This is a genomic window from Pseudomonas sp. COW5, from assembly GCF_026240005.1.
In the GTDB taxonomy this organism is placed as follows: domain Bacteria; phylum Pseudomonadota; class Gammaproteobacteria; order Pseudomonadales; family Pseudomonadaceae; genus Aquipseudomonas; species Aquipseudomonas kribbensis.
On sequence record NZ_JAPHVP010000001.1, the window covers coordinates 3,343,197 to 3,365,730 of the forward strand.

The 22,534-nt window shown below is 58.3% G+C and carries 15 protein-coding genes, 2 tRNA genes and 3 rRNA genes; 13 read left to right on the plus strand and 7 right to left on the minus strand.

Annotated elements, in window-relative coordinates; genetic code table 11:
* Positions 1-53 precede the first annotated feature (53 nt).
* The 10 genes from msrP to OQ248_RS15325 all read left to right on the plus strand — a co-directional run bounded on the left by msrP (position 54) and on the right by OQ248_RS15325 (position 11,172).
* Positions 54-1,067 carry a protein-methionine-sulfoxide reductase catalytic subunit MsrP gene (gene msrP / locus OQ248_RS15280; protein ID WP_265813231.1) on the plus strand — a complete coding sequence of 338 codons (1,014 nt, stop codon included), beginning with the start codon at positions 54-56 and terminating at the stop codon, positions 1,065-1,067.
* Positions 1,067-1,690 (plus strand): protein-methionine-sulfoxide reductase heme-binding subunit MsrQ, encoded by a 624-nt coding sequence (msrQ, locus tag OQ248_RS15285; protein WP_265813232.1) that lies wholly within the window; start codon positions 1,067-1,069, stop codon positions 1,688-1,690. The genes msrP and msrQ overlap by 1 nt, the downstream gene beginning before the upstream one ends.
* A 565-nt stretch (positions 1,691-2,255) precedes the next feature.
* Positions 2,256-3,792 (plus strand): 16S ribosomal RNA (locus OQ248_RS15290).
* An 81-nt stretch (positions 3,793-3,873) separates the two neighbouring features.
* Positions 3,874-3,950: transfer RNA gene (locus tag OQ248_RS15295), tRNA-Ile, on the plus strand.
* A gap of 30 nt (positions 3,951-3,980) precedes the next feature.
* Positions 3,981-4,056, plus strand: a tRNA-Ala gene (locus OQ248_RS15300).
* Positions 4,057-4,301: 245 nt separating this feature from the next.
* Positions 4,302-7,192 (plus strand): 23S ribosomal RNA (locus OQ248_RS15305).
* Between the two features lie 148 nt (positions 7,193-7,340).
* Positions 7,341-7,456: ribosomal RNA gene (gene rrf / locus OQ248_RS15310) — 5S ribosomal RNA — on the plus strand.
* Together the 16S, 23S and 5S rRNA genes with 2 tRNA genes alongside form the textbook arrangement of a ribosomal RNA operon.
* A gap of 150 nt (positions 7,457-7,606) precedes the next feature.
* Positions 7,607-8,266 (plus strand): paraquat-inducible protein A, encoded by a 660-nt coding sequence (locus tag OQ248_RS15315; protein ID WP_085709260.1) that lies wholly within the window; start codon positions 7,607-7,609, stop codon positions 8,264-8,266.
* Entirely contained in the window at positions 8,253-8,876 is a 624-nt protein-coding gene (locus OQ248_RS15320; protein WP_085709261.1) for a paraquat-inducible protein A, read from the plus strand. Before OQ248_RS15315 ends, OQ248_RS15320 begins: the two co-directional genes overlap by 14 nt.
* On the plus strand, positions 8,869-11,172 hold the full coding sequence (locus tag OQ248_RS15325) for an MlaD family protein (protein WP_265813233.1): 2,304 nt from the start codon (positions 8,869-8,871) through the stop codon (positions 11,170-11,172). Before OQ248_RS15320 ends, OQ248_RS15325 begins: the two co-directional genes overlap by 8 nt.
* A gap of 67 nt (positions 11,173-11,239) precedes the next feature.
* Here the strand turns inward: OQ248_RS15325 and mksF are convergent, their stop codons facing one another.
* From mksF to mksB, 3 genes are read right to left on the minus strand one after another with little or no spacing between them, the layout of a single operon-like run.
* The gene (gene mksF / locus OQ248_RS15330) at positions 11,240-14,080 is read right to left on the minus strand and encodes an Mks condensin complex protein MksF (RefSeq protein ID WP_265813234.1); all 2,841 of its coding nucleotides are present in this window, start codon (positions 14,078-14,080) and stop codon (positions 11,240-11,242) included.
* Entirely contained in the window at positions 14,077-14,778 is a 702-nt protein-coding gene (gene mksE, locus OQ248_RS15335) for an Mks condensin complex protein MksE (protein ID WP_248739400.1), read from the minus strand. Before mksE ends, mksF begins: the two co-directional genes overlap by 4 nt.
* Positions 14,768-16,048 (minus strand): Mks condensin complex protein MksB, encoded by a 1,281-nt coding sequence (gene mksB, locus OQ248_RS15340; protein WP_162803512.1) that lies wholly within the window; start codon positions 16,046-16,048, stop codon positions 14,768-14,770. The genes mksE and mksB overlap by 11 nt, the downstream gene beginning before the upstream one ends.
* A gap of 231 nt (positions 16,049-16,279) precedes the next feature.
* On the opposite strand from mksB, the gene OQ248_RS15345 reads away from it, so the two are divergent.
* Positions 16,280-17,032, plus strand: a complete 753-nt coding sequence (locus OQ248_RS15345) for an energy transducer TonB (protein ID WP_265815096.1) — start codon at positions 16,280-16,282, stop codon at positions 17,030-17,032.
* Positions 17,025-17,477 carry a ribosomal protein S18-alanine N-acetyltransferase gene (rimI, locus tag OQ248_RS15350; protein ID WP_085709267.1) on the plus strand — a complete coding sequence of 151 codons (453 nt, stop codon included), beginning with the start codon at positions 17,025-17,027 and terminating at the stop codon, positions 17,475-17,477. Before OQ248_RS15345 ends, rimI begins: the two co-directional genes overlap by 8 nt.
* 47 nt (positions 17,478-17,524) lie before the next feature.
* Here rimI and OQ248_RS15355 read toward each other — a convergent pair whose 3' ends face one another.
* Entirely contained in the window at positions 17,525-17,929 is a 405-nt protein-coding gene (locus tag OQ248_RS15355) for a serine kinase/phosphatase (RefSeq protein WP_114885535.1), read from the minus strand.
* Positions 17,930-18,071: 142 nt separating this feature from the next.
* Between OQ248_RS15355 and can the strand changes: the two genes are divergently transcribed.
* Complete coding sequence (gene can / locus OQ248_RS15360; RefSeq protein ID WP_265813235.1) at positions 18,072-18,716, plus strand: carbonate dehydratase; 645 nt, start codon at positions 18,072-18,074, stop codon at positions 18,714-18,716.
* A gap of 8 nt (positions 18,717-18,724) precedes the next feature.
* Here can and OQ248_RS15365 read toward each other — a convergent pair whose 3' ends face one another.
* The 3 genes from OQ248_RS15365 to acpA all read right to left on the minus strand — a co-directional run bounded on the left by OQ248_RS15365 (position 18,725) and on the right by acpA (position 22,422).
* The gene (locus tag OQ248_RS15365; RefSeq protein WP_265813236.1) at positions 18,725-19,249 is read right to left on the minus strand and encodes an SET domain-containing protein-lysine N-methyltransferase; all 525 of its coding nucleotides are present in this window, start codon (positions 19,247-19,249) and stop codon (positions 18,725-18,727) included.
* A gap of 180 nt (positions 19,250-19,429) precedes the next feature.
* Complete coding sequence (locus OQ248_RS15370) at positions 19,430-20,602, minus strand: hypothetical protein (RefSeq protein WP_265813237.1); 1,173 nt, start codon at positions 20,600-20,602, stop codon at positions 19,430-19,432.
* A gap of 119 nt (positions 20,603-20,721) precedes the next feature.
* Positions 20,722-22,422, minus strand: coding sequence for an acid phosphatase (gene acpA / locus OQ248_RS15375; RefSeq protein ID WP_265813238.1), 1,701 nt, complete (start codon positions 22,420-22,422; stop codon positions 20,722-20,724).
* Positions 22,423-22,534 lie beyond the last annotated feature (112 nt).

The window sequence follows — 22,534 nt, forward strand, 5'->3', positions numbered from 1 at the left end:
CTCATACTCCGCAGTCTATGGGTGCATCTGTCCTCCAAAACTGCGGAGTTGTCATGCTGATCAAAATCCCCAAAGCGTCCGACTGCCACGAGTCGGACGTCACGCCTGAATCCATTTATCTCTCTCGCCGACAATTGCTCGGAGCGACTGCGGCCGGTCTGGCCATGAGCAGTCTGCCGCGTTGGGCCAGTGCCGAAGAGGCTGCCCGTTATGCCGATGTCGAGTCTGGCAATGCGCCCGCCTGGTTTGCCGAGAAGCAGCCTTCCATTAAATGGGGGGCCGTGAACGTCAAGGATGAGGCGATCACGCCCTATAAGGACGCGACCCACTACAACAACTTCTATGAGTTCGGTACCGACAAGGGTGACCCGGCGGCGAATGCCGGATCGCTGAAGACCGAACCGTGGAGTGTGGTGGTGGACGGGGAGGTGGGTAAGCCGGGGCGTTATGCACTGGAAGACTTCATGAAACCTTACCAGTTGGAGGAGCGCATCTATCGCCTGCGTTGTGTCGAGGCGTGGTCGATGGTGATTCCCTGGATCGGCTTTCCCATTTCGGCGCTGCTCAAGCAGGTCGAGCCAACGTCCAACGCCAAATACATCCGTTTTGAAACCTTGCAGGATCCCAAGAGCATGCCGGGACAGCGTTCAGGATTTGCCCTGATCGACTGGCCTTATGTAGAAGGGTTGCGTCTGGATGAGGCGATGAATTCGTTGGCGATCCTGGCTGTGGGCATGTACGGCCGCGAATTGCCGAATCAGAACGGCGCGCCGTTGCGTCTGGTGGTGCCGTGGAAGTATGGCTTCAAGAGTGTCAAATCCATCGTGCGGATCAGTCTTGTCAGTGAGCAGCCAAAGACGACCTGGCAGAGCATTGCGGCGGATGAATACGGTTTCTATGCGAATGTGAACCCGACGGTTGATCATCCTCGCTGGACTCAGGCCCGGGAGCGGCGACTGCCTAACAGTCTGTTCAAGCCGAATGTGCGTGATACGCAGATGTTCAACGGCTACTCGGACGAGGTCGCTTCTTTATATACAGGGCTCGATCTGCGGAAGAACTACTGATGCGATATCCGTTTTGGCGTGTGAGCGTTTTTATTGCGGCGGCTATCTGGCCGTTGTGGTGGTTCTATCAGGCCTTCGAGGATCTGCTCGGGCCGGATCCCGGAAAAGTGCTGGTCGATCGGCTTGGGCTTGGGACACTGGTGTTGCTGTTGATTACTTTGAGTATGACGCCGTTGCAGAAGCTTACCGGGTGGGCAGGCTGGATAGCCGTACGCCGGCAGTTGGGGCTCTGGTGTTTTGCGTATGTGGTTCTGCATTTATGCAGCTATATGGCATTCATCCTGGGTTTCGACTGGTCGCAACTGGGTGTGGAGTTGCGCAAGCGTCCGTACATTATTGTCGGCACGCTCGGGTTTCTGGGGTTGCTGGCATTGGCGGTGACGTCCAATCGTTATAGTCAGCGTCGATTGGGTGCGCGCTGGAAGAAGTTGCATCGGTTGGCGTATGTGATTCTCGGGTTGGGACTGCTGCATATGTTGTGGATTGTGCGCGCCGATCTTAAAGAGTGGGCGGTCTATGCCTCCATCGGCGGGCTGCTTCTTGTGCTGCGACTACCGCCGGTGGCCCGCCGAATCCCGCGTTTGCCGGGTAAAAGGCAGGTTTTGCAAGAAAAGCGAAATTAAGGGTTGACGGCAGATTCTGAGTCTCTATAATTCGCCCCACTTCCGGCGCAGTCGAAACGGAAAATTCCTTGAGATTCAATGAGTTATGTAGGTTTCGATGGCGGGCTGCTTCAGATCATCGAAGCCTGGAAGGAGTTGGAAATGCCGGTCTTCTGGCGCTTTCAACGGTTCGGTCTTCTGGCGCTTTCAACGGTTCGGTCTTCTCGATCGAAAGCGGAGAAAAAGAGGTGTTGACAGCAGCGTGTAACGCTGTAGAATTCGCCTCCCGCTAACGAGAGATCGGAAGCGCAAGTGGTTGAAGTTGTTGAAGAAATCTTCGAAAACTTCTGAAAATAATCACTTGACAGCAAATGAGGCTGCTGTAGAATGCGCGCCTCGGTTGAGACGAAAGATCTTGACCAACCGCTCTTTAACAACTGAATCAAGCAATTCGTGTGGGTGCTTGTGGAGTCAGACTGATAGTCAACAAGATTATCAGCATCACAAGTTACTCCGCGAGAAATCAAAGATGTAACCAACGATTGCTGAGCCAAGTTTAGGGTTTCTTAAAAACCCAAAGATGTTTGAACTGAAGAGTTTGATCATGGCTCAGATTGAACGCTGGCGGCAGGCCTAACACATGCAAGTCGAGCGGATGAAGGGAGCTTGCTCCTGGATTCAGCGGCGGACGGGTGAGTAATGCCTAGGAATCTGCCTGGTAGTGGGGGACAACGTTTCGAAAGGAACGCTAATACCGCATACGTCCTACGGGAGAAAGCAGGGGACCTTCGGGCCTTGCGCTATCAGATGAGCCTAGGTCGGATTAGCTAGTTGGTGAGGTAATGGCTCACCAAGGCGACGATCCGTAACTGGTCTGAGAGGATGATCAGTCACACTGGAACTGAGACACGGTCCAGACTCCTACGGGAGGCAGCAGTGGGGAATATTGGACAATGGGCGAAAGCCTGATCCAGCCATGCCGCGTGTGTGAAGAAGGTCTTCGGATTGTAAAGCACTTTAAGTTGGGAGGAAGGGTTGTAGATTAATACTCTGCAATTTTGACGTTACCGACAGAATAAGCACCGGCTAACTCTGTGCCAGCAGCCGCGGTAATACAGAGGGTGCAAGCGTTAATCGGAATTACTGGGCGTAAAGCGCGCGTAGGTGGTTCGTTAAGTTGGATGTGAAATCCCCGGGCTCAACCTGGGAACTGCATCCAAAACTGGCGAGCTAGAGTATGGTAGAGGGTGGTGGAATTTCCTGTGTAGCGGTGAAATGCGTAGATATAGGAAGGAACACCAGTGGCGAAGGCGACCACCTGGACTGATACTGACACTGAGGTGCGAAAGCGTGGGGAGCAAACAGGATTAGATACCCTGGTAGTCCACGCCGTAAACGATGTCAACTAGCCGTTGGGAGCCTTGAGCTCTTAGTGGCGCAGCTAACGCATTAAGTTGACCGCCTGGGGAGTACGGCCGCAAGGTTAAAACTCAAATGAATTGACGGGGGCCCGCACAAGCGGTGGAGCATGTGGTTTAATTCGAAGCAACGCGAAGAACCTTACCAGGCCTTGACATCCAATGAACTTTCCAGAGATGGATTGGTGCCTTCGGGAACATTGAGACAGGTGCTGCATGGCTGTCGTCAGCTCGTGTCGTGAGATGTTGGGTTAAGTCCCGTAACGAGCGCAACCCTTGTCCTTAGTTACCAGCACGTTATGGTGGGCACTCTAAGGAGACTGCCGGTGACAAACCGGAGGAAGGTGGGGATGACGTCAAGTCATCATGGCCCTTACGGCCTGGGCTACACACGTGCTACAATGGTCGGTACAAAGGGTTGCCAAGCCGCGAGGTGGAGCTAATCCCATAAAACCGATCGTAGTCCGGATCGCAGTCTGCAACTCGACTGCGTGAAGTCGGAATCGCTAGTAATCGCGAATCAGAATGTCGCGGTGAATACGTTCCCGGGCCTTGTACACACCGCCCGTCACACCATGGGAGTGGGTTGCACCAGAAGTAGCTAGTCTAACCTTCGGGAGGACGGTTACCACGGTGTGATTCATGACTGGGGTGAAGTCGTAACAAGGTAGCCGTAGGGGAACCTGCGGCTGGATCACCTCCTTAATCGACGACATCAGCTGCTCCATAAGTTCCCACACGAATTGCTTGATTCATTGAAGAAGACGAAAGAAGCAGCCCGAAATTGGGTCTGTAGCTCAGTTGGTTAGAGCGCACCCCTGATAAGGGTGAGGTCGGCAGTTCGAATCTGCCCAGACCCACCAATTTTGTGTGGGAAACGCCTGTAGAAATACGGGGCCATAGCTCAGCTGGGAGAGCGCCTGCCTTGCACGCAGGAGGTCAGCGGTTCGATCCCGCTTGGCTCCACCACTACTGCTTCTGAAGTAAGAGCTTAGAAATGAGCATTCCATCGATTTGATGGTGAATGTTGATTTCTAGTCTTTGACTAGTTCGTTCTTTAAAAATTTGGGTATGTGATAGAAAGATAGACTGAACGTTACTTTCACTGGTAACGGATCAGGCTAAGGTAAAATTTGTGAGTTCTCTTAGTTGAGAAATTCGAATTTTCGGCGAATGTCGTCTTCACAGTATAACCAGATTGCTTGGGGTTATATGGTCAAGTGAAGAAGCGCATACGGTGGATGCCTTGGCAGTCAGAGGCGATGAAAGACGTGGTAGCCTGCGAAAAGCTTCGGGGAGTCGGCAAACAGACTTTGATCCGGAGATGTCTGAATGGGGGAACCCAGCCATCACAAGATGGTTATCTTGCACTGAATACATAGGTGCAAGAGGCGAACCAGGGGAACTGAAACATCTAAGTACCCTGAGGAAAAGAAATCAACCGAGATTCCCTTAGTAGTGGCGAGCGAACGGGGACTAGCCCTTAAGTGGCTTTGAGATTAGCGGAACGCTCTGGAAAGTGCGGCCATAGTGGGTGATAGCCCTGTACGCGAAAATCTCTTAGTCATGAAATCGAGTAGGACGGAGCACGAGAAACTTTGTCTGAATATGGGGGGACCATCCTCCAAGGCTAAATACTACTGACTGACCGATAGTGAACTAGTACCGTGAGGGAAAGGCGAAAAGAACCCCGGAGAGGGGAGTGAAATAGATCCTGAAACCGTATGCGTACAAGCAGTGGGAGCAGACTTTGTTCTGTGACTGCGTACCTTTTGTATAATGGGTCAGCGACTTATTTTCAGTGGCGAGCTTAACCGAATAGGGGAGGCGTAGCGAAAGCGAGTCTTAATAGGGCGTCTAGTCGCTGGGAATAGACCCGAAACCGGGCGATCTATCCATGGGCAGGTTGAAGGTTAGGTAACACTGACTGGAGGACCGAACCGACTACCGTTGAAAAGTTAGCGGATGACCTGTGGATCGGAGTGAAAGGCTAATCAAGCTCGGAGATAGCTGGTTCTCCTCGAAAGCTATTTAGGTAGCGCCTCATGTATCACTGTAGGGGGTAGAGCACTGTTTCGGCTAGGGGGTCATCCCGACTTACCAAACCGATGCAAACTCCGAATACCTACAAGTGCCGAGCATGGGAGACACACGGCGGGTGCTAACGTCCGTCGTGAAAAGGGAAACAACCCAGACCGTCAGCTAAGGTCCCAAAGTTATGGTTAAGTGGGAAACGATGTGGGAAGGCTTAGACAGCTAGGAGGTTGGCTTAGAAGCAGCCACCCTTTAAAGAAAGCGTAATAGCTCACTAGTCGAGTCGGCCTGCGCGGAAGATGTAACGGGGCTCAAACCATACACCGAAGCTACGGGTATCACGTAAGTGATGCGGTAGAGGAGCGTTCTGTAAGCCTGTGAAGGTGAGTTGAGAAGCTTGCTGGAGGTATCAGAAGTGCGAATGCTGACATGAGTAACGACAATGGGTGTGAAAAACACCCACGCCGAAAGACCAAGGTTTCCTGCGCAACGTTAATCGACGCAGGGTTAGTCGGTCCCTAAGGCGAGGCTGAAAAGCGTAGTCGATGGAAAACAGGTTAATATTCCTGTACTTCTGGTTATTGCGATGGAGGGACGGAGAAGGCTAGGCCAGCTTGGCGTTGGTTGTCCAAGTTTAAGGTGGTAGGCTGAGATCTTAGGTAAATCCGGGATCTTAAGGCCGAGAGCTGATGACGAGTTGCCTTTAGGCGACGAAGTGGTTGATGCCATGCTTCCAAGAAAAGCTTCTAAGCTTCAGATAACCAGGAACCGTACCCCAAACCGACACAGGTGGTTGGGTAGAGAATACCAAGGCGCTTGAGAGAACTCGGGTGAAGGAACTAGGCAAAATGGCACCGTAACTTCGGGAGAAGGTGCGCCGGTGAGGGTGAAGGACTTGCTCCGTAAGCCCATGCCGGTCGAAGATACCAGGCCGCTGCGACTGTTTATTAAAAACACAGCACTCTGCAAACACGAAAGTGGACGTATAGGGTGTGACGCCTGCCCGGTGCCGGAAGGTTAATTGATGGGGTTAGCTAACGCGAAGCTCTTGATCGAAGCCCCGGTAAACGGCGGCCGTAACTATAACGGTCCTAAGGTAGCGAAATTCCTTGTCGGGTAAGTTCCGACCTGCACGAATGGCGTAACGATGGCGGCGCTGTCTCCACCCGAGACTCAGTGAAATTGAAATCGCTGTGAAGATGCAGTGTATCCGCGGCTAGACGGAAAGACCCCGTGAACCTTTACTATAGCTTTGCACTGGACTTTGAATTTGCTTGTGTAGGATAGGTGGGAGGCTTTGAAGCGTGGACGCCAGTTCGCGTGGAGCCATCCTTGAAATACCACCCTGGCAACTTTGAGGTTCTAACTCAGGTCCGTTATCCGGATCGAGGACAGTGTATGGTGGGTAGTTTGACTGGGGCGGTCTCCTCCTAAAGAGTAACGGAGGAGTACGAAGGTGCGCTCAGACCGGTCGGAAATCGGTCGTAGAGTATAAAGGCAAAAGCGCGCTTGACTGCGAGACAGACACGTCGAGCAGGTACGAAAGTAGGTCTTAGTGATCCGGTGGTTCTGTATGGAAGGGCCATCGCTCAACGGATAAAAGGTACTCCGGGGATAACAGGCTGATACCGCCCAAGAGTTCATATCGACGGCGGTGTTTGGCACCTCGATGTCGGCTCATCACATCCTGGGGCTGAAGCCGGTCCCAAGGGTATGGCTGTTCGCCATTTAAAGTGGTACGCGAGCTGGGTTTAGAACGTCGTGAGACAGTTCGGTCCCTATCTGCCGTGGACGTTTGAGATTTGAGAGGGGCTGCTCCTAGTACGAGAGGACCGGAGTGGACGAACCTCTGGTGTTCCGGTTGTCACGCCAGTGGCATTGCCGGGTAGCTATGTTCGGAAAAGATAACCGCTGAAAGCATCTAAGCGGGAAACTTGCCTCAAGATGAGATCTCACTGGAACCTTGAGTTCCCTGAAGGGCCGTCGAAGACTACGACGTTGATAGGTTGGGTGTGTAAGCGCTGTGAGGCGTTGAGCTAACCAATACTAATTGCCCGTGAGGCTTGACCATATAACACCCAAGCAATTTGCGTCGAAAGGCCAGATTGCGGTGTGTGAAGACGCAAGAACCGAAAGTTCGAGTTCACAAAACACCGAAAACTATCCATACCCAATTTGCTGAAGCGAGGCCATCCGGCCACGAGTCAGTACCCGAATTTCTTGACGACCATAGAGCGTTGGAACCACCTGATCCCATCCCGAACTCAGAAGTGAAACGATGCATCGCCGATGGTAGTGTGGGGTTTCCCCATGTGAGAGTAGGTCATCGTCAAGATTAAATTCCGAAACCCCAATTGCGAAAGCAGTTGGGGTTTTGTTTTGCCCGCAGGAAAGTTTTTTGCCCGCGACGGCGAACAAATTTGCACAGTTATTTTCGAATCAGAACACTAGAATAGTCCCCATCTTTTTCGGAGCCAGAGCCCTTATGTCAGATTCGGTTGACGCCCCCGGGCTGTCAGATTTACCGCTGGATGACTTGGTGGCCTGCCATGAGTGCGATCTGCTGATGCGCAAGCCCAAGCTTGCCCACGGTGAGAAAGCGCTCTGTCCACGCTGCGGTTACGAACTGTATGCACACCGTCATAATGTGGTGCAGCGTAGTCTTGCCCTGGTCATTGCCGCACTGTTGCTCTATGTGCCGGCGAACTTTTTACCCATCATGCAGCTCAATGTTCTCGGGCAATCGTCGCAGGACACTGTCTGGAGCGGCGTTGTCGGTCTGTTCAATACCGATATGCGCGGTGTTTCAGTCGTCGTATTCCTGTGCAGCATGGCGATCCCCCTGCTGAAACTGCTGTGTCAGTTGATCGTGTTACTGACCATCCGTTTCAACATCGGTCGTAGCTACGGCCTGTTGCTCTACCGCATTTATCACCACCTCAAAGACTGGGGCATGCTTGAGGTCTACCTCATGGGCGTCCTGGTGGCGATCGTCAAACTGGCGGACATGGCGGCCATCACCGTCGGTCTCGGTCTGGCATGTTTCATCGGTTTGTTATTGGTTCAGGTCTGGCTCGAAGTGGTGATGTCACCGCACCAGATCTGGCAGGCGTTATCAGGAGAGGATGCCCATGCGGGCGATTGATGCGGGCATTCTGATCTGTACCGAATGCCACGAACTGAACAAGCAGGATGCCGACAGCGACGTGCAGACCTGCACCCGATGCGGTGCGTTGGTTCACGCCCGACGGCCCAACAGCCTCGCGCGTACCTGGGCACTGCTGATCACGGCTGCAATTGTCTACATTCCGGCCAACGTCCTGCCGATCATGACGGTCAGTTCGCTGGGCCAGGGTGATCCGAGCACGATCATGTCCGGCGTCATCCAGTTGGTGCAGCACGGCATGATTCCGATCGCTGCCGTGGTGTTCATCGCCAGCATCCTGGTGCCGACCTTCAAACTGGTGGGCATCGCGCTGCTGCTGTTTTCGGTTCAGCGGCGTCAGCCACTGTCCGCGCGCCAACGAATCTGGATGTACCGCTTCATCGAGTTCATCGGCCGCTGGTCAATGCTCGATATATTCGTGATCGCCATTCTGGTGGCGGTCGTCAACTTCGGCCGGCTTGCCAGCGTCGAAGCCAATCTGGGCGCCATCGCCTTCGCCAGTGTGGTGATTCTGACGATGCTCGCCGCTGTCACTTTCGATCCCCGACTGATTTGGGATAACACGGAGTCGGACGCCGACCATGACTGATTTGCCTGTAGCGAAAACCCGACCGGCTTCAAACTGGTCTGCCATTTGGGTACTGCCCCTGATTGCCCTGATCATCGGCGGCTGGCTGGGATGGCGTGCCTACAACGAAACCGGCATCGAGATTCAGGTGCGTTTCGAAAGTGGTGAAGGCATCCAGGCCAACAAGACCGAAGTGGTCTACAAAGGCATGTCTGTCGGTAAGGTCAAAGCCCTCAAGCTCGATGACGAAGGTGCTACCAAAGGGGTGATCGCCACCATCGAGATGAACAAGGATGTCGATCAATACCTGAAGACCAGCACCCGCTTCTGGCTGGTCAAACCGAGCGTTACCCTGGCGGGTATTACCGGTCTGGAAACCCTGGTGTCGGGCAACTATGTCGCGATAAGCCCGGGTGAAGGCGAGCCGACCCGCAAGTTCAAGGCCCTGGCCGAAGAGCCCCCACTGTCGGACTCCAAACCCGGCCTGCACCTGACGATCAAGGCTGATCGCCTGGGTTCGCTGAACCGCGGCAGCCCGGTGTTCTACAAGCAGATCAAAGTCGGCCAGATCAAAAGTTACGTGCTGTCGGAAGACCAGAGCACTGTCGAACTCAAGGTGTTCATCGAGCCGACCTACGCCAAACTGGTGCGCAAACACACGCGTTTCTGGAACGCCAGCGGCATCAGCATCGACGCCAACTTGTCCGGAGTGAAAGTACGCAGCGAGTCTCTGGCCAGCATCGTCGCCGGCGGTATTGCCTTCGCCACGCCAGAGAACCGCAAGGACAGCCCGCCCACCGATCCGAGCCTGCCGTTTCGCCTCTACGAAGACTTCGACGCGGCCGCCGCCGGCATCCGTGTGAAGGTCAAACTCAGCGATTTCGAAGGCCTGCAGGCCGGGCGCACCCCTGTGATGTACAAGGGTATTCAGGTCGGTAATCTCAAAGCCCTGAAGATCGACCCGGATCTGTCCAGCGCCACCGCCGAACTGACCCTCGATCCATTGGCCGAAGAATATCTGGTCACCGGTACCCAGTTCTGGGTGGTCAAACCGTCGATTTCCCTTGCCGGCATCACCGGTCTGGAAGCACTGGTCAAAGGTAACTACATCGCCGTGCGCCCGGGCGACAAGGGCGGAGCGCCACAACGTGAGTTCGAGGCCCGGCCGAAGGCGCCACCTCTGGATCTGAAGGCGCCGGGCCTGCACCTGGTGCTGTTCACCGATAGCCTCGGTTCGATCGAGGTCGGCAGTCCGATTCTCTACAAACAGGTCAAGGTCGGCTCGGTGCAGAGTTATCAGTTCTCCAAGACCCGGAAGCAACTGGTGATCGGCGTCCACATCGAGAAGGAATACGAAAACCTGGTCAACGCCTCGACCCGGTTCTGGAACGTCAGCGGCATCACGTTGACCGGCGGTCTGACTGGCGGAATTCAGGTCAAGAGCGAATCGTTGCAGACCCTGATGGCCGGCGGCATCGCCTTCGAAACGCCGCAAGCCAAGGCGCCGCTGCAGAAGCGGATTCCGCGCTTCCGTCTGTTCGCCAATCATGATGACGCGAATCAGAAGGGTGAGGTGGTGACCATCAAGGTCGATCGCGCCGACGGTTTGCGCAGCGGCACGCCGGTTCGCTTCAAGGGACTGGATGTCGGCAAGATCGAAAGCGTCGACCTGACCGATGACCTACAATCGGTGATCCTCACTGCGCGCATCACCGAAGTACCGGAGAAGATTGCCCGGGTCGGCAGTCAGTTCTGGGTGGTCAAGCCGGAACTGGGGCTGATCAAGACCTCGAACCTGGAAACCCTGGTCACGGGGCAGTACATCGAAGTTCAGCCGGCTGCGAAGAGCCTTGGCCCGCAGAAGAACTTCGTGGCATTGGCCAATCCGCCGGAAGTGAGCAAACAAGAGGCCGGCCTCAGTCTGGTATTGAGCGCCGCCCGTCGCGGCTCGTTGAAACCCGGCGTGCCGGTGACCTATCGCGAAATCACGGTCGGTAAAGTCACTGGTTACGAACTGGGCCAGACGGCGGATCGCGTCCTTGTACACATCCTGATCGAACCGAAGTACGCGCCGCTGGTTCGCAGTGGCAGCCGCTTCTGGAACACCAGCGGTGTCGGTTTCGATATTGGCCTGTTCAATGGCCTGACCGTACGCACCGAGTCACTGGAAACGGCGATTCAGGGCGGTATCGCCTTCGCCACACCGGATGGCGAGCGGATGGGCAACCCGGCCCGCGCCGAGCAGACTTTCCCGCTGTTCGACAAGTTCGAAGACGAGTGGCTGACCTGGGCGCCGAAAATCCCCCTCGGCAAATAATCCCGCCCAATGAAAAGGGCCGCGATCCAATGGATCGCGGCCCTTTTTTGTGCCCGTCAGCTACGCATCAAACCGCATCCAGCTCCGGTTCATCCGCTTCGACATTGATCGTGGCTTTCACCACATCGTGGCGGCGGATGTACTTCCAGTCCGCCTCGTCGATGTAGATGCCGGCCGGGCCGCTGCCGCCTTCCAGGTCGATGGCGACACTGGCGCAGACCTGCGGCTTCACGCTCGCCAGGATCGGCACGAAGCCCAGTTGCAGGCTGGTTTCCAGCAGGGCGGCCTGGTTCCTTTCATCGATGTCTGCCGCCTCGTCGAGGTAGTACGGCAGGCGAACACGACCGGCCAGATCGCGATCCATCAAGTGCAGCAACAAGTACATGTTGGTCAGCGCCTTGATGGTCATCGTGGTGCCGTTGGACGCCGCGCCATCGATGTCGGTGTGGATAACCGGCTGGCCGTTGACCTTGGTGATCTCGAACGCCAGTTCGAACAAGTCCTTGAGGCCGAGCTGGTTGTGGTTCGCCGCCACCAGCCGTGCCAGGTATTCCTTGGCCTCTTCGTTCTTGTTGTCCTGCTCGGCGCTCTGGCTCAGGTCGAACACCGACAAGGTTTCGCCTTCTTCGTACTGACCGGCGCTGTGGATGATCTGGTCGATGTGCTTGAGCGCTTCCTTGTTCGGTGCAAGGACGATACGGAAGCTCTGCAGGTTGGACACCTGACGCTTGTTGATCTCGCGGTTGAACAGCGCCAGTTGGTGCTCGAGGCTGTCGTAGTCGCTGCGGATGTTGCGCAGGGTCCGCGCGATATCGGTGACCGCCGCGCGACGGGCCTTGCCCAGGGTCAGAGCTTCGTCGGTGCGATGCGCGTAAGCGTTGATCAACAGCGACAGGCGTCGCTCCATGTCGTCTTCGCTGTCGAACTTGGCCACGCCTTTGAGGCGCACCTGCGCGTACAGCGCTTCGATCTGGCCATCGGCACGCAGCAGGCCTTGCCAGCTGTCCTGATAGTCATTGAGCAGCGGTAGCAGGTTGTCCATGGAATCGTCGACCGGATCCATGAACGGTGTGCCGAACGGCAGATCTGCCGGCAGCAACTGACGACGGCGCAGGGCATCGTCGAGAGTGCGTTGCTTGGCTTCCATGTCGGCGATCTGCCGACCGACCAGTTGCAGCTTGGCCGACAGTTGCTGGACGCGCTCGGTGAACGCATCGCTGGAGCGCTTGAGTTCGTCCTGCGCGGCTTCCATCTGCGCCAGTTGCTCCAGCTTGTCGCCTTCTTCGGCGCTCAGGGTCTGGGTGCGGCGGAAGTCTTCCAGCGCTTTCTGAGCATCCAGCACCAGCTGGTACAGCGCTTCGGTCTGGGTCTTGCTCGCGGCGCGGTCGGCGGCCACGGCTTGTTGGGTTTTCAGTTGCTTGAGTTCTTTTTCCAGACGCTCTTTCTGATCGCGCAGCGCAGCACGGTCAGCCAGCGCTTGCAGGGCCGGCGGCTCGATGTGCGAGATGTCGATCGACAGGCCCGGCACTTCGAAACGCTCGCCCTTGAAGCCGTCGAGGATCAACTCGACCGATTTCACCCACTCGCCTTCCTCGTCGAGGGTGATGCCGTGCTCGCCCAGCGGCAGGCTGAACAGCGCGCTGTTGAACAGACGCATCAGACGCTCGACGTCCTGTTGCGAAAACTCTTCGCGCAGACGGGCGTAGCTGTTGTTGTCGGCGTGATCGAGTTGCTGCTTCACCGACTTCAAGCGTTTTTCCAGATCCCGCAGACGTTCTTCGAGATCCTCGGCGCTGAACTGACGGGACTGCGCCAGCGCACCGGCCAGTTCATCGTGAGCGTCCTTGGCGGCTAGCAGTTGCTGCTCGAGCACTTTCACGTCATCGATCAGCGCAAAGCGATTCTTAAGCACCGACAACTCACCCAGCCAGCGCTGGATACCGGAGATTTCACGCTCCAGACGCATCAGCTCCTGAGTACCGCCGCGCTGATCGTTCTGCAGGTCGTCCTGTTCGCGGCGGTAGTGCTCGGCCTGAATGGTCAGCTCTTCCTTGCGCGCCGTGGCGTAGTCCGACCAGGTGCCGAGCAGCGAGTCGAGCAGCGGCGACAGGCGATGCAGCTTGCCGCGCAGCACGTCGCGCTGTTTCACGCCATTGGCCAAGGCTTCGACCAACGGGCCGGCGGCCACCAGCGAGTTGTAGTCCTGTTCCATGCGACGCACGTCGCGGAAGGCTTCTTCGCACGCCGCGATGTAGTCGACGCTGCCGGAACGCAGGCTGTGTTCGAAGGCATCTAGGAACAGCTGCTTGAGCTTGGCGGCGGTGATTTCGCGCATGTGCAGCAGGTTGATGAACAGTGCGCGGAACGTCTTCAGGCTCTGCTCGCTGGTGGAGCGCAGCGGGATCAGGGTCAGGTCGAGCGGGATCGACGTATGACCGCCAACCAGCAAGCGCCGCAGTTCATCAGGCTTGAGTTCGTAGGCTTTCAGGCCTTCTTTCTCAAGGTTGCTGAACAGCTCTTTCTGCCGCAGGCAGGTGTCGTTCTTCTGGTAATGCGCCAGATCGAGCTTGCCGGCATAGGCAAAGAACTGGTGACCGAAACCACCGCCGGGGCCGCGACCGACCACGCCGATCACGTGCGGGCCATGAGGCAGGTTCACTTCGACGAGGATGTAGCTGGTGTCGGAGGCAAAGTAGAAACGCCGGGATTGTTCCAGGCTGTACTTGCCGAAACTCATGTCCGACATGCGTGCAAGGATCGGGAACTGCAAGGCGTTGATCGACGCGGATTTACCGAGGTTGTTCGCGCCGTAGACCGACAGCGGCTCTTCCAGCGGGAACAGGCCGAGGCTGTAGCCGGCGGTGTTCAAAAGGGCAAAGCGGCGGATGCCGTAGCGTTCCTGGCTCATGCGTCGGACTCCTGTTCTTCGGCAATGGCGCGGGCCAGTGCGTCTTCTTCGCTTTCTTCTTCAAATTCGGAAAGATCGAGCGGATCGTCGGTTTCCAGCATTCGGGCTTCGGCCTCTTCGTCGATCAGCACCGGTGCCGGCAGCGGCAGCACGCTGTGGACGCTGGCCGCCAGATCGCGGTCCTGCTGCACCGACAGGCACACGTCGAGGAAGCGGTGCATCGGCGGCAGGAAGCGGTACACGCCGTTTTCTTCGCCGGCGAAGCCGAGCTGGGTCATGCGGCGCATGATTTTCTCTTCCAGCTCATCAACGGTCTGCACTTCGGCCTGGATGAACAGGTCGCGGTACTTTTCCAGCAGCGATGGCAGTTCGTCGCGGCCGAGGCTGCCGCCGTCCAGCACGGCGATCGGGTCGCGGCCCTGGTCAGCCAAGTGCTCGACAAGGATGAAGGTGAACAGCGCCAGACGCTGGGCGGTCTTGTTTACTGCGGCGGCGGCCATGTCCGGCACGAAGTAGTAGAAACCACGGGTATCGCAGACCAGTTCGAAACCCAGGGCCTTGAACAGCGTGCGGTACTGGTCCTGGAAGTTCGACAGCTGCGCGTACAGCTCAGGATCGCGGCGGCTGACGTGGTAGCCCTTGAACAGTTCGCGGAAGATCGGCGCCAGTTGAGACAGTTCGGAGAGATCAAGATGCATGTGGAGTGCTCGCAGAATCCTCGGCGGCGGGGTCGCGGGCCGAGAGCAGGGCGAAGGAGCGCAGGCTGACCTGGTGCTCGTGAGTGTGGTATTCGCGGCGTTCCAGACGCTCGCGCTTGAAGCGTTTTTCCCGCGACAGGCGCGAGAACCAGTACAGCAATTCGTCGGTGGCGCCGTCCGGCTCCTGTTCCAGCAGCCAGGTCATCAGATCCGGCATCGGCAGGGACTCTTCGCAGCGGTCGACCATTTCGCGCACGGTGCGCGGTGCACGCGGGGCATCGCCGGTCTTTTGCGACTTGTGCGCCTTGGGGAAGCGCGCCGGTTTCGGTTCGAAACGGGCCAGGGCGTAGACGTAGGCTTCAACCTGACTGGCGCTGCCGAGGAAGGTGCTTTGCGGCCGGGTGAACAGCGGCATCGCGGCTTGCGGCACGGCGTCGATGCCTTTGCGGCGGATCGCCGCCAGGGCGAGCGCAGCACCACGGGTCACGGCGTTGTGCCGGCGTGCTTCTTCGCGCAGCGGCAGCAGCAGTTCCCGGGCGTGACGCAGGGTCAACTGGGCGCTGGTCTGCATTTCGAGGATGCGCGCGTGGGTGCGCAGCAGCATGTCGTCATCGACCAGATGGCCGAGGCGTTGCTGTTCGCTGAGCATCTTCAACAGCACGGTTTCGACCTTGCGCACGCCTTGTTCGAAGGCGCCGTCGGCGTTCACCAGATCAATCATCGGCTCGACGTATTCGTCCCAGGTTGCCAGTACTTCGGCGTAACGCTGACGCAGGGGGATCTGCCGGTCGCTGGTCTTGGCCCGTTCGGCCACCGCCACCAGCGCCTGTTCGTCGTTGTCGAGTTTCTTCAGAACGTCGCGCACGCGCATGTCGAGCAGGCGCAACTGACGGGCCAGGTCATTGCCGTCGCGGATGTCGAACGCATCCTGGATATAACCGGCCAGACGCTCGAGGTGACGCAGGTAGGCTTCAATCTCCAGGCACAAGCCCAGACGGTGTTCCCGGCGCAGGTAGGCGAGGAAGTCATGGATTTGCGCGTTGAGCTCGAAGCGGTTCGGGCTTTTCGCCACGGGGACCAGAATGTCGAGGCGAATCCACACGTCGAGCAGGCTGGTGATGTCCTGCGGCGTGCTTTCCAGTTGTTGGGCGGCCAGTTGCGTGCGCAGTTCGTTGAGGCTCAGAGTGCCCTGGTCGAAGTGCTCGCACAGTGGCTCCAGAAGTGCCCAGTGTTCAGCGAGGGCGCGCAAGACGCGCTTGGGTTCGATCATCGGAATGGCCGGCTGGTTGGCGATTAAAAGCCGCGATTGTACTGCATCACGCGGGATGCGATTCACTCTCGGGACGGGCTGTCGCTTTTCTTTGCGTCAAGGTATCGCTCAAGACTATCGATCAACAGCGGGCGATCTTGAGCGAAGGGCGGTAGAATCAGCGCACTTCAGTTATCCACAAGTGGCCGACCCTTGCTAATCGAGTCCCGCCGCCGCGCCTATTTGAACGCCATGCAGGTGGTCAACTGGCTGCCGCGCACCGAATTGCCCTTCGCCGCACCGTCGCGGCCCGAGCTGCTGGAGCCGCTGGAGCCAGAGCCCGAGGTTTTGCTGTCCGTCGCACCGGCATCCCCGGCTGAAGCGCCGGCTCAGCCGGCTGCGCGCGTGGTTGAACGGCCGAAGATCGAGGTCCCGCGACCAACGCCCGCCAGCGGCCGCCTTGCCACCAAACCGGTGGAGGAAGCCGAAGAGGCGCCGGTGGTCGCACGGCCCGCGCCGGTGCCGCCACCGCGTTTCGCCCTGCAATTGCTGCGCGCCGGTCGTTGCCTGTTGCTGGTGGAGTTACCCACAGGCGAATCGTTCCAGAGCCGGGATCCGGCCTATCTGCTGCTCAAGGACATGCTGCGGGCCGCCGGTCTGCCGGATGCGCCGCAGATCGTCGGCGATCCGGTGCGTTGGCCACTGCTGGTGCGCGGAACCATGGATCAGGGGCCGGATGCGGCCCGGGATTTCGTCCAGGGTTTCCTTTCGGTGCAAATGGAAGCCGCGCCGTGCGCCTGCCTGTGGCTGATCGGTCTGCCGGCGGTGCGCTTCGCCGGTGAGAAGGACGCCGAGGCGTTCAACAGTGAATTGCAGATCGAGGGTCTTGGCCTGGCCTGGGCCGTGCCGGGACTGGAATTGTTGATGGAAGAGCCACAGCGCAAAGCCGCCGTGTGGCAAGCCATGCGTCGGCTGATGGCGCGCTGGAAAGAATCGAATGAGTGATGCGGTAACCTTCCGTCCGATGGTCGAAGCCGATCTGGACGCCGTGCTGAAAATTGAATTCGCGGCCTACAGCCATCCCTGGACCCGCGGGATTTTTCTCGACGGGCTGGGCAAATACCAGATCTGGCTGATGTTCGAAGGCGAGCAACAGGTCGGCCACGGGGTGGTGCAGATCATTCTGGATGAGGCGCACCTGCTCAACATCACGGTCAAGCCGGAGAACCAGGGGCGCGGCCTTGGGCTGACATTGCTCGAATACCTGATGTCCCGTGCCTATGCGGCCGATGCCCGGGAGTGCTTCCTGGAAGTGCGCGACAGCAACACAGCGGCGTTCCGCCTGTACGAGCGCTACGGTTTCAATGAGATCGGCCGTCGTCGCGACTACTACCCGGCAGTGGGCGGGCGTGAAGACGCCGTGGTCATGGCCTGCACTTTGGTTGACTGATCGCCGTTGGAAGCTGCTTCAAACTGAGGCAGCTTCCAACGAACATCTCAGCGTTTGCCGTCCATCGGGTCGCGCCGCGCCATTTCCGCCTCATCCAGCCCGTCGCCGCCGCCAATGTCGTCCTCATCGACAATGCTCAAATCCCAATCCGCCTGATTGCCTGACCCCAACTCATCGGCATCACGGGCGCCGTCTTCGCGGATCAGGGTTTCCGGGCTCAGGTCATCGTCGGTCGGCTCATGATCGGCCACTGAAGCGCCGGTCAGGCCCGCCTCCCGTACCCGTTCCCGAGGCATCCGTTGCTCACGTTCACGTTCCGGCAGTTCATCACCGATCTTTGCACTGGGCTGTTCGTCGTCGAAATCCAGCTCATGCACCGATCCCATGCGGTCTTCGTTATCATCGATGGGCTCCGGCTGCACCGCGTCGAAGGGACGTCGTGAATCAGTCATGGCAAATCCTCATACTGTGGGCCTTACTCAGGTGGACTCACCCGGCACACGAGAAATTCCAATGAAATCACTTGCGATCCTTTCGTGACCCCGACGGACGGTTGTCTGTCATAGCAGCGCATCTTTCTTGAGGCCTTACAGCATGCATGACTTACAAGACCTGATTGATAACAACGAGCGTTGGGCTGACGCGATCACCAAGGAAGACCCGGATTTCTTCGCCAAACTGGCCCGCCAGCAGACGCCTGAATACCTGTGGATCGGTTGCTCCGACGCGCGGGTTCCGGCCAACGAAATCGTCGGCATGCTGCCGGGCGATCTGTTCGTTCATCGCAACGTGGCCAACGTGGTTCTGCACACCGACCTCAATTGCCTGTCGGTGATCCAATACGCCGTGGACGTGCTCAAGGTCAAACACATTCTGGTCACCGGCCACTACGGTTGCGGCGGTGTGCGGGCGTCGATGCAGGACCGTCAGTTCGGCCTGATCGATGGCTGGCTGCGGTCGATCCGCGATCTGTATTACGAAAAGCGCGAAGAGCTCGCCAAACTGCCGACCGAAGAGGAACAGGTCGATCGTCTGTGCGAACTCAACGTGATCCAGCAAGTGGCCAACGTCGCTCACACCAGCATCATCCAGAACGCCTGGCATCGCGGGCAGAGCCTGTCGATCCACGGTTGCATCTACGGCATCAAGGATGGCCGCTGGAAAAGTCTGAACACCACCATCAGCGGTTTCGAGCAACTGCCGCCGCAATATCGCTTGCGGCCGGTCGGCACTCCTTGATCCGTCGTTCAGCGTAAACCCTGCCGCCGCCAGCTCATTAAATAGCGCTGGCCTTCAAGATTGGGGGATTCGTCATAACCGGTGATCCACCCACGGCAACGTGAGGAGCCGCACCCGCAGGCGAACTGTCGCAGCAGTTTGTCTTCGGTGGCGGTGTAATCCACGGTCAGCCGTTCTCCCGCGACAATGTCGCGCAATGCCCACAGCCATAACTCGCTCATGTCGAGAAAAGTGTTCGGATCGCAAGAGTGCTCGAACGCACCGCAGAAGCGTGGATCGTAAAGATGGATGCCGGCCAGCAGTTGCCGGGTCTGTCGGCATCGATAGGGCAGTAACTGCCCTGAAACGCGGCACATTCGGGTGATACGCAGGAAGTCCCGACACGCGACGACGGCGCAGGCAACTCCCTGAGGATCATGAACGATCTCGAAGTCGTGCTTTGACGGAAACCCCAGACGGATCGGGAGTCCGGCAAAGGGATAGATGCCTTCGGTATCGTTCGGTGGTAATCCTTGTCGCGCATAAGTGTTCATAACAGTCCCTGTTGGCCCGAGTGTCGCGACTTCTCCGGGCTGGCATCCTGTCAGTCCCGCAACACAATGATTGGATCCAAGATCCATCAAATGACCCTGACGGTCTACTGTCAGATCTGACAGGCGAGATAGACGCTTTCCCGAGTCAGCCAAGGCTGACACGGGAATTCTCGCGTTCGTTCAGAGGTGGGGAGTCGGTGCGGCCATGGCCGGCAGCGGACTCTTCAGCTGTTGTAGCTGGGTCTGGATCGTCGGGGTCGAACAGGTGGTAGCTGCCTGCGCCGCAGTTTCGTTACGGATCGAGGTGTAGAACAACTCGCAGGTCTTGACCTTCTGCGTCACTTGCCAGGTCTGGGTGCAGCTGTTCAACAGGGTTTTCGGGTCGGTGCCCGGCTTGCTGCCCATGCCGGCCTGCCAGCAGGCGGCGCTCAAGTCCTGGCCCATCACTTTTAGCCCCGCCGCGTCAGCCTTGGCCTGGGCGTCGTCACCGGTGTAGCTCTTTGGATCGGCGGCGTACCAGATGTAGCTCGGGTGGTTGGAGCCCAGTACCGGCACGTTCACCCCGGCGCTCGGAGTGATGGTTGCCAGGCCCAGAACATCCACCGTCTGCCCGTATTGTTTCTTGATCCAGTTACGCACCGGTGCACCGAAGGCCACCATCGGCAGAGCAGCACCGCTGGCGCTGACGCTGACCTGTTTGACCATGGTGGTCTGGTAGTCCTTGAAGTAGTCGTAGACACCTTCAAGGTCGCTGCCGGCGCTGGCGGGGGCGGCAATCGGCGCGATGTCGACGATGGTCTGGTAACCCGGCGTCTGGTCGGCCGGGATACCGTTATCGGTCAGCAGCGCAGCCCAGCGGTCGGTGGTGTTGGAGCGCAGGTAGTCCTGGGCCTGGGTCAGCGAGTAATCCGGCGGGAAGTGCAGCAGTTCGACGCTTTTACGGTTTTCCAGGGCCATGCCCAGCGGCAGGAACAGATACCAGCTGTACGCCCACTTGCCATCGGCGTTGAGCTTGCTGGCGCCGGTGTAGGCCAGGTCCCCGGCATCCAGCAGCGCGGTCAGCGGTTTGTCGTAACCTTTCGGCACACCGCTGATCTCGGCGTAGATCTGACCGTTGTCATTCTTCACCAGCACCTTGGCACCGGTATAACCATCGCGTTGCACGCTCTGGCTCAGGTAATGGGCGACGGTCTGCTCAAGCGTCCAGTTGCGAAAGCAGATCACGCTGCAATTGTTGGGATAAGCGAAGAGGCGGGTGACGCGTTCGGTGCTGCCCAGTTTCAGGTCGACATCGGCGTGGGCGGCTGCGCTCAATGTGAGCGCAGCGAGGGTGAGTCCTGCGAGTTTGAACATGCTCAGATCCTTTTCAGCGTGGGTTCCCCGTTGCTCGGGTGCGCCACATATTGGATCAGCCGGGTGATGGCGAGAAGCCGTCAGCCACAGTTTTTTGGGCCGTATCGCAGGACTCGTCCTCAGGCCTTGAAATGCAGGGCGTTGGTCAAGTCACCCATGGGTTTCTGGCCCCGGCCGGTCATCGCATCGTCACGCTGCTTGATCCCCGCCAGGGTCTCCAGCTGGAAGACTCGGGTGATCAGGCGCAGGATCGAAGCGGTGTCATAGACCGTGTGATCCACCGTGCCCTTGCGGGCGAACGGCGACACCACCAGCGCCGGCACCCGCGAACCCGGCCCCCAGCGATCGCCCTTGGGCGGTGCGACGTGGTCCCACCAGCCGCCGTTTTCATCGACGGTCACGATCACCACCATGTTTTTCCATTGCGGACTTTCCCGCAGCACTTTCAACGCGCGGACGATGTGCCGATCACCGGAAGCCACGTCGGCGTAACCGGCGTGCATGTTCAGGTTGCCCTGGGGCTTGTAGAAACTCACGGCCGGCAGCTTGCCGGCCTCGGCATCGGCGAAGAATTTGTTGGTGCTCGATTCGTCTCCCAGACCGGCGTCGCGCAGGCGTTTGTTGCGCTCTTCGGGATGCTCCGGGCCTTGTTGCTGGAAGTAGTTGAACGGCTGGTGGTGATACTGGAAGTTGGGGATCTTCGGAATGCCGCCGGAATCCTTGAACTGATCCAGCGTCGCCTGCCAGGCACCGGCGTACCACGCCCAGTCGATGTTTTTCTTCGACAGCTTGTCGCCAATGTGCTCGTGGGTCTGCGGCACCATGACGTTCGGCAGATCGGCTTTGGAATACGCCGGGCGCTCCGGGTCACGGATCCAGGTCGGCCAGTACGGCGGGGCGAGGGTGTTGACCCCGTAACCGTCCGGGGTCAGCGCGCTCGGGCCGAACTGCGGCGGGCCGGTCATGGCGCTGGCCGGGGACTGATCCAGCGGCTTGAGGCGCGGGTCGGCCGGGTCATCGCTTTGCAGCGCCGCGATCTGGCTCTTGGCGACAGAGTTGGCGACATTCGGGTAGAACGGCGCGGTGGCGCTGATCAGGTATTGGTGGTTGAGGAACGAACCACCGAAGGCGCCCTGGAAGAAGTTGTCGCACAGCACGAACTCCTGGGCCACGTCCCACAGGCGCAGGGAGTAGCGACTCTGGGCGTAGTGACCCATGGTCAGGCCGCCGGAATCGGCCCAGGCCACGAAGCCATCGTTCTTGCCGCCGTTGATCTGCATCTGGTTCTGATAGAACACGTGCCAAAGGTCGCGGGTGACCAGGCCAAGTGGCAGGTCCTCGGCATTCGGGCCTTTCAGAGCGAAAGGCGCGTTGGGCAGGTTTTCCTGAAACTGCACGGCGTTGGGATAGGTCACGCCATCGAGGGTTTGCGGGCCGATCTGCAACACACCGCCCCAGGCCGGCGGCAGGGTCTGCAGCAGGCTGCCGTCGCGGTCGCGCTGTTGGTATTCCTCGGGCTTGAGTGCAGACAGCGGTTTCTCGACACCCGGGAAATCACCGAACAGGTTATTGAAGCTGCGGTTCTCGGCGTAGATCACCACGACGGTCTTCACCTGATCGTGCAGGGCCTTGTCCAGCTCGGCGGGCGAGAGCGGACGCTCCTCGGGTTCGCCCGGTTGATCACCGGCATTCCCGCACCCGGCCAGCGTGGCGCCCACACCCAGCACGGCGACACCGCCGAGAAAACGGCGGCGGCTGGTATCGGTGGGATTGTCGGATTCAGGCGATGAGGGGGCTTTGCCGTCGGTGTCGTCGTTCATGTAGAAGTCCGTTTATGCTTAATTGTTTCAGTATGTTTCGGGCGGACGCTAGCAAGGGAATGTGACGGTTGGGTGACATTTCCAAGGCGCAGAAACAAATGAGGGAGCCAGT

Bases quoted from the DNA above. Each gene is read 5' to 3' on its own strand.
- msrP (WP_265813231.1), top strand. From the start codon at position 54: ATGCTGATCAAAATCCCCAAAGCGTCCGACTGCCACGAGTCGGACGTC.
- msrQ (WP_265813232.1), top strand. From the start codon at position 1,067: ATGCGATATCCGTTTTGGCGTGTGAGCGTTTTTATTGCGGCGGCTATC.
- OQ248_RS15315 (WP_085709260.1), top strand. From the start codon at position 7,607: ATGTCAGATTCGGTTGACGCCCCCGGGCTGTCAGATTTACCGCTGGAT.
- OQ248_RS15320 (WP_085709261.1), top strand. From the start codon at position 8,253: ATGCGGGCGATTGATGCGGGCATTCTGATCTGTACCGAATGCCACGAA.
- OQ248_RS15325 (WP_265813233.1), top strand. From the start codon at position 8,869: ATGACTGATTTGCCTGTAGCGAAAACCCGACCGGCTTCAAACTGGTCT.
- mksF (WP_265813234.1), bottom strand. From the start codon at position 14,080: ATGAGCCAGGAACGCTACGGCATCCGCCGCTTTGCCCTTTTGAACACC.
- mksE (WP_248739400.1), bottom strand. From the start codon at position 14,778: ATGCATCTTGATCTCTCCGAACTGTCTCAACTGGCGCCGATCTTCCGC.
- mksB (WP_162803512.1), bottom strand. From the start codon at position 16,048: ATGATCGAACCCAAGCGCGTCTTGCGCGCCCTCGCTGAACACTGGGCA.
- OQ248_RS15345 (WP_265815096.1), top strand. From the start codon at position 16,280: ATGCAGGTGGTCAACTGGCTGCCGCGCACCGAATTGCCCTTCGCCGCA.
- rimI (WP_085709267.1), top strand. From the start codon at position 17,025: ATGAGTGATGCGGTAACCTTCCGTCCGATGGTCGAAGCCGATCTGGAC.
- OQ248_RS15355 (WP_114885535.1), bottom strand. From the start codon at position 17,929: ATGACTGATTCACGACGTCCCTTCGACGCGGTGCAGCCGGAGCCCATC.
- can (WP_265813235.1), top strand. From the start codon at position 18,072: ATGCATGACTTACAAGACCTGATTGATAACAACGAGCGTTGGGCTGAC.
- OQ248_RS15365 (WP_265813236.1), bottom strand. From the start codon at position 19,249: ATGAACACTTATGCGCGACAAGGATTACCACCGAACGATACCGAAGGC.
- OQ248_RS15370 (WP_265813237.1), bottom strand. From the start codon at position 20,602: ATGTTCAAACTCGCAGGACTCACCCTCGCTGCGCTCACATTGAGCGCA.
- acpA (WP_265813238.1), bottom strand. From the start codon at position 22,422: ATGAACGACGACACCGACGGCAAAGCCCCCTCATCGCCTGAATCCGAC.